Consider the following 12,736-nt stretch of genomic DNA (forward strand, 5'->3'; position numbering starts at 1 on the left):
TACAGATGTAGTTCCCGCAGGGTGAAGAGGTGTGAGGGGGAGCCATGGACGCACCGCGCGCAGTTGTCATCGGCTGTGGAATCGGTGGCCTCACGGCAGCGGTTGCACTGCACCGTTCCGGCTGGCGGGTCACGGTCCTGGAGCGGGCCGGCTCCCTGGAACCCGTCGGTGCCGGCATCGGCCTCGCCCCCAACGCCCAGCGCGCGCTCGACGTCGTCGGCATCGGCGACGAGATCCGGTCCCTGGCGGCCTGGCAGGGTGAGGGAGGCATGCGCAGCCCGGACGGCCGCCGGCTCTCCCGGACGGACAGCGCCGCAGCCGCCGCGCGCTTCGGCGGCCCCCTCGTCCTGGTCCACCGGGCCGCCCTGATCGACCGCCTCGCCGCCGCGCTGCCCGCATCCGCCATCCGCACCCACTGCCCCTCGTACCTCGTGGACCCGGGCGTCGCCGGGGGAAGGCGCGCCATGATCCGGACGACGGACCGGACGATCGAGGCGGATCTCGTCATCGGTGCCGACGGCATCCGATCCGCCGTACGCGGCGCGCTCTTCCCGGACCACCCCGGCCCGTCCTACGCCGGATTCACCACCTGGCGGGTCGTCGTCCCAGCGCCCCCCGAGCTCTTCGCCCCGCACGAGACATGGGGCCGCGGCGCCCTCTGGGGCACCCAGCCGCTCAAGGACGGCCGCATCTACGCGTACGCCGCGGCCACCGCCCCGGCCGGGGAGCGCGCCCCCGACGAACAGGCGGAACTGCTGCGCCGCTTCGGCGACTGGCACGCCCCCGTCCCGGAGATCATCGCCGCTGCCCGGCCCGAGGGTGTCCTGCGCAACGACGTCCACCAGATGACCGAACCACTCCCCGCATTCCACCGCGGCCGTACCGTCCTCGTGGGTGACTCCGCCCACGCGATGGCGCCCACCCTGGGCCAGGGCGGCAACCAGGCCATCGAGGACGGGATCGTGCTCGCCCACCACGTGGCACCCGGCGGGGACCTGGGCGCGGGTCTGGCCGGGTACACCGCCGACCGGCTGCCACGGACCACCGCCATCGTCCGCAAGGCCGCCCGGATCTCCGGGCTGATGCGGCTGACCTCGGCCCCGGCCGTCGCCGCACGGAACCTCATGATGTCCACGCTCTCCCGGCTCGGGCCCGGGCTCGTCCTGCGCACCTTCGACGGCATCGCCGACTGGCGCCCGCCCCAGCACACGTATGCTGCCCGCACGAAGCACGCGTCGGCCGGTACGCGGCCGGCCTCCCTGGAGGAGGGTCGCGACGTGCGGCGCTGAACAGCGAGAAGGAGACCCTGTGAAGGTCGGCTGCATCGGGCTCGGCGACATCGCGCAGAAGGCGTACCTGCCGGTACTCACCACCGTGCCGGGGATCGAACTGCATCTGCAGACCCGCACCCCCGCCACCCTGGCCTCCGTCGCCGCCGCCCACCGCATTCCGGCCGGGCAGTGTCACACCGACCTCGACTCGCTGCTCGCCCAGGGACTGGACGCGGCGTTCGTGCACGCCCCCACCGCCGTACACCCGGAGATCGCCGGCCGGCTGCTCGAAGCGGGCGTCCCCACCTACGTCGACAAACCGCTGGCCTACGAACTCGCCGAGTCCGAGCGCCTGGTGGAGCTCGCCGAGGCGCGCGGTGTCACCCTGGCGGTCGGCTTCAACCGACGGGTGGCGCCCGGCTACGCGCAGTGTGTCGAGCACCCGCGCGAGCTGATCCTCATGCAGAAGAACCGGGTCGGCCTGCCGGAGGAGCCGAGGGCCATGGTCCTCGACGACTTCATCCACGTGGTGGACACCCTGCGCTTCCTGGTGCCAGGGCCCGTCGAGCACACCGTCGTCCGGGCCAGGATCCGTGACGGCCTGATGCACCACGTCGTGCTCCAGCTGGCCGGGGACGGCTTCACCGCCATCGGGGCGATGAACCGGCTCAGCGGCTCGACGGAGGAACGGCTGGAGGTCTCGGGACAGGACTCCAAGCGTGAAGTGGTCAACCTCGCCGAGGTGATCGACCACAAGGGTCAGCCGAGCCTGCGGCGACGCGGCGACTGGGTGCCGGTCGCCCGACAGCGGGGGATCGAGCAGAGTGTCCTGTCGTTCCTGGACTCCGTCCGCGCCGGACGGCTGCTGAGCGCCCGGGACGCCCTGGAGACGCACGAGCTGTGCGAGCGCGTCCTGCGGGACCTCGACTGCGCGTAGCGCTCCCGGTCCCTGCCGGGTACGGCTCCGGATGCGTGCGGCGCGGCCCCGATGCAGGCTGGGTGGATGGACCGCCGGCCCGTGGAGGTGACCTGGTGAAGCTCCACCGCGAGCCGGAGGGCTGGGGTGCGCTCCAGCCGCCTCCGGGGTACTACTCGGCGGACGGGCGACCGCCCGACGCCACGCAGCGTGCCCTGATCCTCGACTGGGCGGTCAACCAACGGATCGCGAGCGGCTGGCGGGTGGAGTCGCGCTCCGAGACCCAGATCGTCATGGTCCGGGGCCGACGGCCGAACCACGTCCTGCACGCAGCGATCACGGCCTTCACCTGCTTCTTCTGGGGCCCGGTGTGGCTGGCCATCGGCGTGACGAACAGGGTGGAACGGGTCGCGCTCACCGTCGACGCCATGGGCGACATCGTCACGGTGCGCGGACCGGGCCGCGCGGCCTGAGCGCCGGAAAGTCCACCGCACGGAGCGGGGGAGGCGGGTCCCAGGCGGTGCTTCCGACTCCGTGCGGTGGGGCCGGCTTCAGCCCGGCTTGCGGAGCGGCCCGCTCCGTGCGGTGAAGCCCAGTCTTCCGGGCCCCGGCCTTACTACGGCGCGGACTCCGCCGGCGCCTCGTCCGGAGCTGGGGCCCCCTCGGGAGTACGGGTGGAACCCTTCGACCCCGCACCACCTTCCGCGCCCACCGCGGCGAACGCCCCCGCCGGCTCGGCCCGTGCGCGCCGGCGCAGGGCCCGTACGCCTTCGAAAGCACAGAAGGCGGCCAGTACCCCCGGCGCGCCGTAGAGCGGCCAGTCACCAAGCCGCACATACAGCGTCGTGCCCCGGGCCAGCGGCACGCCGTACACGGCGGCCCCGCTCGTGTCCGTACCGAGCGGAACCCCCACGCGCTCGCCCTCGGGGCCGTACACCGCACTGACGCCCGTCAGCGTGGCGTGCACCATCGGGCGGCCGTTCTCGGCGGCCCGCAGCGCACCCAGCGAGGCGTGCTGGCCGGGCGCCCAGCCGTTCTGGAAGGACGACGTGGACGACTGGGCGATCAACAGCCGGGCGCCGTCCCGGGTCAGCCGACGGCTCATGTCGGGGAACGCGGACTCGAAACAGACCAGCGGACCGATGCGCAGGCCGTGCGCTCCGGGCAGGGCCATGGTCACCGGGCCCGTACCGCGCAGGCGGTCCTCGCCCGCCGCCCTGCCCATCGACGTGGCCCAGCCGAGCGCCGAGCGGGCCGGGACGTACTCGCCGAAGGGCACCAGGCGCATCTTGTCGTAACGGTCCCCGGTCAGCCCCTGCGGACCCACCAGCACGGCGCTCTTGAAGATTCCGGTCCGGCCCGACGCATCGGTCTGCCTGGCATCCACGTTCACCAGTACGTCCGCGCCCACCAGACGCGACAGTGCGGCGAGCCGGGCGGTGACATCGGGCCGCCGGACCGGATCGACGCCCACGCTGCTCTCACCCCACACGACCAGGTCGAGGTCCCGGCCCGCCAGCGAGCGCGTCAGCTCCTCGCTGCGCGCGAAGCGGCGCTGCACGCTGCCCGGCCCCTCGACGACACCGGGCTGGACGACGGCGATGCGGGCCGTCCCGGTCGCCTCCGGCCGCGGCGCCCACACCCACACCGAACCCACGGCCACGGCGGCCGCGACGAGCATGACAGCGGACATGGTCCGGGCAGCGGGGGCGGTGAGCAGCAGGGCGAGCGCCGTGTTCACCGCCACCACCAGCAGGCTCACCAGCCACACCCCTCCCACCGACGCCAGCCGGAGCGCCGGCGGCACCTGCCACTGACTCGCGCCCAGGAGCCCCCAGGGGCCGCCGAGCCCCTCCCAGGACCGAACCGTCTCGATCATCAGCCAGCCGCACGGGATCACGAGCACGGCTGCCACGACTCCGCCGCCGGAGAGGGGCCCGCGCAGGAGCCGGGAGACGAGCAGCCCCCACGGCGCCCAGAGCAGGCCGAGCAGGGCCGCCAGAATCACGATGAACACATGCAGGCTCGGCATCAGCCAGTGATGGACCGCCAGCATGTAGCCCGTCCCGCCGAGCCAGCCGTCGAGCGCCGCCCTTCGCCCCGTACCGGCGGACCGGATCAGCAGCAGCAACGGGACGAGGGCGACGTACGCGAACCACCACAGTCCCGGTGCCGGGAACGCGAGCGCGGGCAGCGCACCGGCGAGGAGCGCGGCGCCTCCGCGCCACAGGGCCGAGCCGAGTATCCGTCCCGCCCGGTCGTGCCCCACGATCCCGCTCGGCATCAGTGCCTCCTCCTCCTGCCGGGTGGCAGGGGTCGTCCGGAATCCGTTCCCCTGTTTGTTCCCCCAGTGTGGAGCAGCGGAAGCCGGCCCGGGCGGATCACATGGCGGTGAGGGAGTCCGACAGGGTCCGCCACTTCTCGTGGACCGTCACGCCCTGGATCCGCCAGCCATCGTCGGTCCTGAGCAGTTCGAATCCGTACCGCCCGCCGGAGACGAAGTTCGGTGCTGTCGAACGGTCCGCGGTGTCCGTGCTCCGGACCGCGTCCGGTCCGCTCACGAGCCGCATCGGATTCATGTAGTCGGCCCGAACCCGGGCGCGGTCGCCCGGATAGCCTCCGAGGTCCTGAAGGTCCAGGCGCCGGTTGACGATCAGGTGCTGCCGCACGGGAAAGAGCGTCATCGTCTCCGAGAGCCACTCCGCCACCTCGGTGGCGGAGCCTTCGATGCCGCCCGCCGTGCGGTAGTCGGCGCGGCCGTCCGCAGTGAACAGCGCCCGGTAGTCCGGCCACGCACCGTCGTCCACCGCCACCGCGTAGCCGGTGATCACTGCATCGATGGAGAGCCGGTCCATCACGGTCGAGAGATCCACGCGCTGCGTCATCGGGTCAGTGTGGGCCCACGGCCGTCAGGGGCCAAGTGCCGTGCACGAGCGGCGGTCGGCGAACGGCGGGAACCGGTCGCGGCCGCCGTCCGCGGGAGCCTGCGGCGGTGGCGGTCGCGAGGAAGATCAGCAGGGCACCACGGCTACCGGGCCGAGTGCGTGCGTGAGCGTCGTCTGTGCCACCGGGGAGAGTCCCAGGCCGAGGGACTCGCCGCCCTTGCGCCGGCCGATCACCGTGAGGGCCGCGGTCGCGGAGGCGGTCACCAGGGTGCGCGAAGCGGAGCCGTTGACCGGTTCCTTCATGACCTCCACCTGCGGATACCTCTCGCGCCACCCGGCTGTGAGCTCGGCGAGCGACCGCTCGGCCGAGTCGGCCGCGGCATCCCGGTCGAAGACCGGGCCGCCTGACAGCATCGACGAGAACATCGTCCAGCCGTGCACGATCCGCAGCCGCGCCCCGGGCCGGGCCGATGCCGTCTCGAAGGCGAACGCCAGCACCGCCTCGCTGCTCTCGTCCGCGGCCACCCCGGCGACGACGTCCGGGAAGACCTCCGTGGCGCTCTCCTCGGGGTCCTGATCCGGGCGCCCGCCGTTGACGACGACCACCGGGCACTTGGCCATCGAGGCGGTCGCCAGGCTGTTGGAACCCAGCATCAGGGAGCGGAACCCGCCCAACCCGCGCGAACCGACCACGACGAGCGACGCGTCACGGCTGAGTGACACCAGCGCGGCCGAGGGGAAGTCGAGCGGAGCGAGCGTGGTGGGGTGCAGTCCGGGAGCGATGCGGTGCACACGGCGTACGGACTCGGCGAGGAGTTCCTCCGCTTCGCGCTGCTGGGCCTCCTGGTCGGCGCGCCGGGTCAGCAGGCGGACGTGCACGATCATCAGGGGGAGTCCCCGTCCGGCCGCCTCACGAGCCGCCCAGTCCAGCGCGTCGCGGCTGTACGTGGACCCGTCGACCGAGGCGATCACGGGAAGCTCGGTACTGGTCATGACTGACTCCTGAGTGCGGTGGTGTGTGCCCCGGGCCGGTACGCCGGGCACGGCCCCCGGCCTGCCTCGTACGCTAAGGCCGGCAGGCGGGGGCTGCAGGGGGAGCACGTCGGGAGCCGCCGTCCGCGGACCCGGCACGGCGGACGGCCGACGCCCGTTGTCCTCGTCGGCCGGTGCGCCTGCACCTATGCTCGCGGGATGGAGCAGAGCGAAGTCGTGAAACGTGTGATCGGCATCCTCACCGAAGCGGGCGAGATGCGCCGCCTCTTGGAGGAGAACCCGGACCGTGACGACCCCAGCAACGATTCGACCGTGGTGACCGCACTCCTCAACGAGACGATGCCGCGGATCGCTATCCCCGAGGACGCCACGATCGAGGATGTGGTGGCCCTGGTCGGCCGGGAGGTCGGCGGAGCGGTGGAGCAACTCGTGGGCGCGTTCACTCTGGCGTTCGCGATGCTTGCGCAGGTGCACGACTCGGGGCAGACGGACGTGTCGTCCGCCGACGTGCTGCAGGACCTCGCCCTGCGGGCCGAGCAGTTCGGTTCCGAGGGGCCGGGCGGCCCGGGGGACACCGAGGTGTAGGACGGACGCGCCGGACGCCATACTCGGCGTCATGCGCATCGACTTCGATCCCGGGGCCACCGACACCGGCACGTTCTACCGGCTGCTCACCGCCGTGGTCGTCCCCCGGCCCATCGCGTGGGTCTCCACCGTCACACCGGACGGCGAGACGGCCAACCTCGCACCTCACTCCTTCTTCACGATCGCCTCCGTCAGCCCGCCCGTCGTGCAGTTCACCTCGGTGGGGCGCAAGGACACCCTGCGCAACATCGAGGCGACGGGCTCCTTCGTGGTGAACTTCGCCCCGGAGCACCTCTTCGAGCAGATCAACGCCACGGCAACCGACTTCCCGCGCGGCATCAGCGAGTTCGAGGCCGTGGGCGTCGAGCAGGAGCCCAGCCTGCGGGTGAAGCCGCCGCGTGTGGCGGGCTCGCCGGTCGCGCTGGAGTGCGAGCTGCACAGCACGGTCCTGCTCGGCGACTCCACCGTCGTGTTCGGCCGCGTGGTGCACGCAGCGGTCGACGAGGACGTCATGACGGACGGGCATCCGGAAGTCACCGCCCTGCGCCCCCTGACCCGGCTCGGCAAGGACGAATGGGGCACGTTCGGTGGGGTACGGGAGATCTCCCGCATCCCGTACACCCGGTGGCAGGAGGACCGCGAGGCCCGCTGACGCGGCTGTGCAGGCGAATGAGGAGCGGACAGGGCGACGGTGCCGACCGCCGGGCCCGGGACAACGGATAGTCTCAGCATGCCTCGTCGGATACCGGTGCCCTGGTGGGTGTGGGGCCGGGACGGTGCCACCCCCCGTTGCCGCCGCGGTCCGAGGACCGGACGGCTCCCCGGGGCCCTCACAAGCAACTGCGAAATCACAGGAGACCCGATGGCTGATACCCCGCCCCGCCAGGTTCAGCGGCGCTCGGACGAGAGCGCGGCGGGCGCGGCGTCCGAGGCCCAGGGCCGTGTCGAGGCCGTACCGACACCGCGTTACCAAGGGCTGTTCGTCGAACCCGATCTTCCGCCCTTCGTCGAGACCGAGTGACACCACCCGCGTCGAGGCCCGTGCTGCCCCCGTACCCGCTCCGGCGGGGACGGGGGCAGCACGGCATCCGGGAACCGCGTCCGTGTGGCGCATCGGGGAAGCCGGTCCTGAAGATCTGCCGGCGGGAACCCGCACGCGGCCTCATCGGACCGCCCCGGCTGTCTGAACGCGCTACGGCTCAGGCCGCCGCGAAGTCGTGGGCGGCGGCGCCCTGCCACTCGACGAGGGACGGGGTGTCGAGCGCGCGTGCCGGGTCCGCCATCCCGGCGTCGGCGAGGAACACGATGACATCGTGATCGCTGTGGGCGAGGCCGAGCTTTTCCTCGCGCCCGGCGATGTGCACGGTGACGAGCCGGGCGCCGGACGGTGTCGGTCGGTGGATCACAATCGGGGGAGTAGCCATACCTCAAGCGTGAGGCCAAGGGCGTGTGCCCGCATCCGGTTCGGATGGGGGCACCGGGACAGAGACCCGAGGGTCGGGCGGCCGACGCCCTCCTCGCCGGCGTCATGCGCGTCCGGAAGCTCGCGTTCGGGGAACGGCCACAGCGCCCTGGGGTCAGCTGCGGTGCCTCGCCAGACGGCGAGGCGCCCGCATACTAGAAGTATTCGGGCGTTTCGGCAACGCGATGAGGTGTTGTAGCCGACGTCGTGCGCCCGCCAGGAAGTGCGGGAGAGTCCTTCGGGCCGATGGTCCCCACGGTCACGCGCTGAGGCCCAATTGCCGTTGCGCCGAGAGTCGTACGGGTGAGAATATGCCCACGACTTCATGCACCTCCCGGTGCGCAGGGTCCGCCTACTTCTCTGAAAAGTCCGGCGGGCCCGTTCCAGATCTCGGGGGGCACAGTACCGGGAGGTGCCCGGTGCGCAGGTGATCCTTACTTCTCCTGCTAAGAGAGAGACGCGGGTTCGAATCCCGTCCACCGGCCCAGCGGGCCGGAGGTAGCTCAGCGGCCCAGAGCGCTTTGTAGGATCACCGCTTTGATCTCGGGCACCCCACTGCTGGACCTCCCCTCCAGGTGAGGGGTTCTTCCATGTCCCGCTTCAATCGGCGAGGCATCAGTCCCGCTGTCGGTTCGCCCGTGAAGTCGACGGGGGAGCGGACCGCCACCCACGGGGGCGGCGCCGGCTACCTCCGCGACACCAAGTCCGAACTGTTCATGCTCGCCGTGTCCAACTTCGTGGGCACCGACACCTTCTACGAGAGCGGTGGCGACCGCGACGACCGGTACACCCACCTCGTCCACACCCTCGCGGTCACCGACCCGGCATGGTGCGTCGACTTCCTCCGATGGCTCCGCGCGGACGCCAACATGCGCACCGCATCCCTGGTCGGAGCAGCCGAATTCGTCAAGGCACGCCTCGACGCGGACCGCGACGCCGCCGGGCTCGGCATGCAGATGGCCGTCGATCAGCAGGACAAGGGATTCAATCGGCAGGCCATCGGTGCAGTCCTGCAGCGCCCCGACGAGCCCGGCGAGATGCTCGGCTACTGGACCTCTCGCCACGGTCGCCGCATTCCGAAGCCCGTCAAGCGCGGAATCGAGGACGCTCTCGGCTCTCTGTACGACGAGCGGTCCCTCCTCAAGTACGACACCCCCGGCAAGGGCTACCGGTTCGGTGACGTCATCGAACTCGTCCACCCCGCGCCGAAGGCCCTGTGGCAGGGTGACTTGTTCGAGCACGCTATCGACCGTCGCCACAATCGCGACAACCCGATCCCCGAGTCGCTCCGGATCCTCCACGCCCGCAACGCGATCTCGAAGTGGGACGCGACCGAGCGGCGCGACCTGCTCAAGCGTCCCGACGCAGCCGACTTCCTCCGGCACGCCGGCATGACCTGGGAAGCGCTGGCCGGCTGGCTCCAGGGGCCGATGGATGCTGCGGCGTGGGAGGCCGTGATCCCGTCGATGGGTTACACGGCGCTGCTGCGGAACCTGCGGAACTTCGACGAAGCCGGGGTGGCCGACGAGGTCGCCGAGGAAATCGCCCGGAAGCTCGCCGATCCGGAGCAGGTCGCGAAGTCCAGGCAGCTGCCGATGCGGTTCTACTCCGCGTTCAACGCCGCGCCGTCCCTGCGCTGGGGGCACGCGCTCGACAAGGCATTGACCGCCTCCCTGGCCAACGTTCCGCGCCTCACAGGCCGGACACTGATCCTGGTGGACACGTCCACCTCGATGAACGCCTCCTTCTCCCGCGACGGATCCCTGATGCGGTGGGACGCCGCAGCCGTGTTCGGCATCGCTCTCGGTGCCCGGTGCGCACAGGGCGACGTCGTCTCGTTCTCGTCCTCCCGCTACTACAGGAAGGACCTGCCCGGAGCGAAGACGAAGACGTTCCCTCTCACCCGCGGCGGCTCACTCCTCGGCGACGTACGAAAGTGGAAGGAAGGCGGCTGGTTCCTCGGCGGCGGCACCGATACTGCGGCAGCGATCCGTAAGGAGTTCAAGGGGCATGACCGGGTCATCGTCGTCACCGACGAACAGGCCGGTCACGACGCCCACGAGGTGACCGAGGCGATCCCGGCGACGACGCCGATGTACACCTGGAACCTCGCCGGGTACCAGGCGGGGCACGCCCCGTCCGGCATCGGCCGGCGCCACACGTTCGGCGGGCTCACCGATCAGGCGTTCCGCATGGTGCCGCTGCTCGAAGCCGGTCGCGACGCGACCTGGCCGTGGAACGAGCAGGCTGTCTGAAAGACTCGATGCCCCCGCCGCCTGAGGAGGCGACGGGGGCATCGGGGTGGGTGAGACCGGCGGCTGCGGCCGTGCCTGGGCCGCCGTCTCCACGGTCAGCCGCTGCGCCTGCTGCTCGGCCCGGGTCGCGCGCTCCGGCTCGATCAGTTGATCCCTCAGATCGCTTGCCGCGGCCGGAGTCTCGACGGCGGCGCCGACAACAAGCCGAAGGTCAGGCCGCCTCGACCGCGTCACCCCGTACGACGGCCGCCCACTCGGCGAGGAGCCGCTCGTACTCCCGGCGCCCCTCGGGTGACAGACGTCCCGATGACCGCCGCCAGAGCGCGCGGATGTCCGCGTTCACCGCGGCCAGCGAGCGCGCCGCAGTACCGGGCGTAGGGGGAGTGGGCATGTACCCAGGCTACGACGTGGGACCGGCAACGGCACAGACGGCATCGAGGGCGCGATCCCACGGGTACGCCCGGGAGTTGCGAGGTTCGGGAGACGAACTGCCCCAGAAGCGCGCAAACGCCTCTGCACTCCTTCGGCCGGCTCTGCTTCGAAGCTGGAGGAAACCGCCCCGGAGAAGGCCTGTCAGCCCGCGGATTCGCCCGCGTGGGGACTCAGGGACCCCGCTCCGACCAGGATGAACAGCACGATGCCCAGAATGATCCGGTAGATCACGAACGGCATGAAGCTCTTGGTCGTGATGAACTTCATGAACCACGCGATCACCGCGTAGCCCACGCCGAACGCGATGAAGGTCGCGAAGATCGTCGGCCCCCACGACACATGGCCCTCGCCCGCGTCCTTCAGCTCGAAGACGCCGGAGGCGAGCACCGCCGGGACGGCCAGCAGGAACGAGTAACGCGCCGCCGCCTCACGGGTGTATCCCATCAGCAGTCCGCCGCTGATCGTCGCGCCCGACCGGGAGACGCCCGGGATCAGGGCCATCGCCTGGCAGAAGCCGAAGATCAGGCCGTCCTTGACGCCGAGCTCCTTGAGCGACTTGCGCTCCTTGATCGCCCGGTGCTTGCCCCCGGTCTCGTCGCGCGCGGCCAGGCGGTCCGCGATGCCGAGGACGATGCCCATCACGATGAGGGTGGTGGCGATCAGGCGCAGATCACGGAACGGGCCCTCGATCTGGTCCTTGAACGTCACACCGAGTACGCCGATGGGAATGGAGCCGACGATGACCAGCCAGCCCATCTGAGCGTCGTGGTCGCTGCGCATCGAACGGTCCGTCAGCGACCTGAACCACGCCGAGACGATGCGGACGATGTCCTTGCGGAAGTAGATGAGGACCGCGGCCTCCGTGCCGATCTGGGTGATCGCGGTGAACGCCGCGCCAGGATCGTGCCAGCCGGCGAACGCCGCGGTGAGCCGCAGGTGCGCGCTGGAGGAGATCGGCAGGAACTCGGTCAGTCCTTGAACGAGGCCGAGGACGAACGATTCGAACCAGCTCATGGGGCTTGGGCCATCCCGGAGTGATCATGCATCGGCCGACGGCGTCGAGCCGTCGGCGGCGTGCGGTCGTGTGATGACAGGGCCGCACCGGGCCCGGAGATCGTCAGTCGGTCGCGGGCAGCGTATCGCCCCCGGATGAACACGGTGACGACTACCCCCGCACAGCCCGCCGCATCACTCCGCGCCCAGCCGGTGGCGTCGGCGCCAGGCGACCAAGGCCCCACCCGCACCCGTCAGCACGATGAAGCCCATCGCGGCAAGGAAGGCGGGTGAGGTCGGCGAGGAGGCCGAGCTACCCGCCACGACGTACGCGGCCGTGTTCGGGACCGACCCGAGGCCGGTCGCGACGAGGAAGGGCGGGTACCCCATGCGCGAGACGGCGGCACAGTAGTTGGCGGCGGCGAACGGAACCCCGGGGAACAGCCGCAGCGCCAGCATCGAGCGGAAGCCGTGCCTGCTCAGCTGCCCGTCCGCCGCCCGCATCCAGCGTCCCCGCAGCAGCGTGCGCAGTGCCTCCTGGCCCAGCACCCGGCCGAGCATGAAGGAGATGCCCGCCCCCAGCACCGTGCCCGCCAGCGCCGCCGCCAGTCCCGCCTGCGAGCCGAACAGTGCGCCGGCGGCGAGATTGAGCAGCGGTCTCGGTGCGAAGGCCACCGTGCAGACGCCGTACGCGAGGCCGAAGAGCACGACTGCGGCGGCCCCGTCGCTCAGCCCGGCCGGCCGGCCGGAGGCCAGCAGTCGCTGGGGCTCCAGGAGCAACATCGTCGTCGCGGCGGCCAGCAGTACTGCCACGAGCAGGGAGAACCGGGACCAGGGCGACAGCAGCACCCGCGTGCAACGCACGGCGAGACCACCGGCGGGCCGGGTGGCGGAGACGGGGTCGAGCATTCGGGGAGAGTATCCGACTCCCTTGTGTGATCGCC

At 71.3% G+C, this 12,736-nt stretch carries 14 protein-coding genes and 1 tRNA gene; 8 read left to right on the forward strand and 7 right to left on the reverse strand.

What is annotated here, in order from left to right; all coding sequences use genetic code 11:
- Nucleotides 1–44: 44 nt before the first annotated feature.
- The 3 genes from OG538_RS31285 to OG538_RS31295 all read left to right on the forward strand — a co-directional run bounded on the left by OG538_RS31285 (nucleotide 45) and on the right by OG538_RS31295 (nucleotide 2,660).
- A complete protein-coding gene (locus OG538_RS31285; RefSeq protein WP_406098790.1) occupies nucleotides 45–1,289 on the forward strand; it encodes an FAD-dependent monooxygenase in 1,245 nt (414 codons plus the stop codon).
- Between the two features lie 19 nt (nucleotides 1,290–1,308).
- Nucleotides 1,309–2,208, forward strand: a complete 900-nt coding sequence (locus tag OG538_RS31290) for a Gfo/Idh/MocA family protein (protein ID WP_406098791.1) — start codon at nucleotides 1,309–1,311, stop codon at nucleotides 2,206–2,208.
- A gap of 95 nt (nucleotides 2,209–2,303) precedes the next feature.
- Nucleotides 2,304–2,660: a hypothetical protein gene (locus OG538_RS31295; protein WP_406098792.1), complete on the forward strand. Its 357-nt coding sequence runs from the start codon at nucleotides 2,304–2,306 to the stop codon at nucleotides 2,658–2,660.
- 143 nt (nucleotides 2,661–2,803) lie between these two features.
- Here the strand turns inward: OG538_RS31295 and lnt are convergent, their stop codons facing one another.
- The 3 genes from lnt to OG538_RS31310 form a co-directional block, all read right to left on the reverse strand.
- Nucleotides 2,804–4,471 (reverse strand): apolipoprotein N-acyltransferase, encoded by a 1,668-nt coding sequence (lnt, locus tag OG538_RS31300; RefSeq protein WP_406098793.1) that lies wholly within the window; start codon nucleotides 4,469–4,471, stop codon nucleotides 2,804–2,806.
- A 97-nt stretch (nucleotides 4,472–4,568) separates the two neighbouring features.
- Entirely contained in the window at nucleotides 4,569–5,072 is a 504-nt protein-coding gene (locus OG538_RS31305) for a nuclear transport factor 2 family protein (protein WP_406098794.1), read from the reverse strand.
- A 126-nt stretch (nucleotides 5,073–5,198) separates the two neighbouring features.
- Nucleotides 5,199–6,065: a universal stress protein gene (locus OG538_RS31310; RefSeq protein ID WP_406098795.1), complete on the reverse strand. Its 867-nt coding sequence runs from the start codon at nucleotides 6,063–6,065 to the stop codon at nucleotides 5,199–5,201.
- Between the two features lie 198 nt (nucleotides 6,066–6,263).
- Between OG538_RS31310 and OG538_RS31315 the strand changes: the two genes are divergently transcribed.
- The 3 genes from OG538_RS31315 (at nucleotide 6,264) to OG538_RS31325 (ending at nucleotide 7,671) form a co-directional block, all read left to right on the forward strand.
- Nucleotides 6,264–6,650 (forward strand): hypothetical protein, encoded by a 387-nt coding sequence (locus tag OG538_RS31315; protein WP_406098796.1) that lies wholly within the window; start codon nucleotides 6,264–6,266, stop codon nucleotides 6,648–6,650.
- A gap of 31 nt (nucleotides 6,651–6,681) precedes the next feature.
- A complete protein-coding gene (locus OG538_RS31320; RefSeq protein ID WP_406098797.1) occupies nucleotides 6,682–7,302 on the forward strand; it encodes a flavin reductase family protein in 621 nt (206 codons plus the stop codon).
- Nucleotides 7,303–7,512: 210 nt separating this feature from the next.
- Nucleotides 7,513–7,671 carry a hypothetical protein gene (locus OG538_RS31325; RefSeq protein ID WP_406098798.1) on the forward strand — a complete coding sequence of 53 codons (159 nt, stop codon included), beginning with the start codon at nucleotides 7,513–7,515 and terminating at the stop codon, nucleotides 7,669–7,671.
- A gap of 178 nt (nucleotides 7,672–7,849) precedes the next feature.
- Here OG538_RS31325 and OG538_RS31330 read toward each other — a convergent pair whose 3' ends face one another.
- Nucleotides 7,850–8,074, reverse strand: coding sequence for a hypothetical protein (locus tag OG538_RS31330; RefSeq protein ID WP_393055181.1), 225 nt, complete (start codon nucleotides 8,072–8,074; stop codon nucleotides 7,850–7,852).
- A gap of 454 nt (nucleotides 8,075–8,528) precedes the next feature.
- Between OG538_RS31330 and OG538_RS31335 the strand changes: the two genes are divergently transcribed.
- Both OG538_RS31335 and OG538_RS31340 read left to right on the forward strand, forming a co-directional pair.
- Nucleotides 8,529–8,599, forward strand: a tRNA-OTHER gene (locus OG538_RS31335).
- A 103-nt stretch (nucleotides 8,600–8,702) separates the two neighbouring features.
- On the forward strand, nucleotides 8,703–10,367 hold the full coding sequence (locus tag OG538_RS31340) for a TROVE domain-containing protein (RefSeq protein ID WP_406098799.1): 1,665 nt from the start codon (nucleotides 8,703–8,705) through the stop codon (nucleotides 10,365–10,367).
- 211 nt (nucleotides 10,368–10,578) lie between these two features.
- Here the strand turns inward: OG538_RS31340 and OG538_RS31345 are convergent, their stop codons facing one another.
- The 3 genes from OG538_RS31345 to OG538_RS31355 all read right to left on the reverse strand — a co-directional run bounded on the left by OG538_RS31345 (nucleotide 10,579) and on the right by OG538_RS31355 (nucleotide 12,701).
- The gene (locus OG538_RS31345) at nucleotides 10,579–10,758 is read right to left on the reverse strand and encodes a hypothetical protein (RefSeq protein ID WP_406098800.1); all 180 of its coding nucleotides are present in this window, start codon (nucleotides 10,756–10,758) and stop codon (nucleotides 10,579–10,581) included.
- A gap of 182 nt (nucleotides 10,759–10,940) precedes the next feature.
- Nucleotides 10,941–11,813 carry an undecaprenyl-diphosphate phosphatase gene (locus OG538_RS31350; protein WP_406098801.1) on the reverse strand — a complete coding sequence of 291 codons (873 nt, stop codon included), beginning with the start codon at nucleotides 11,811–11,813 and terminating at the stop codon, nucleotides 10,941–10,943.
- Nucleotides 11,814–11,987: 174 nt separating this feature from the next.
- A complete protein-coding gene (locus tag OG538_RS31355) occupies nucleotides 11,988–12,701 on the reverse strand; it encodes a TVP38/TMEM64 family protein (protein WP_406098802.1) in 714 nt (237 codons plus the stop codon).
- Between the last annotated feature and the right edge of the window lie 35 nt (nucleotides 12,702–12,736).

It is taken from the genome of Streptomyces sp. NBC_01013, from assembly GCF_045162765.1.
Lineage (GTDB): Bacteria > Actinomycetota > Actinomycetes > Streptomycetales > Streptomycetaceae > Streptomyces.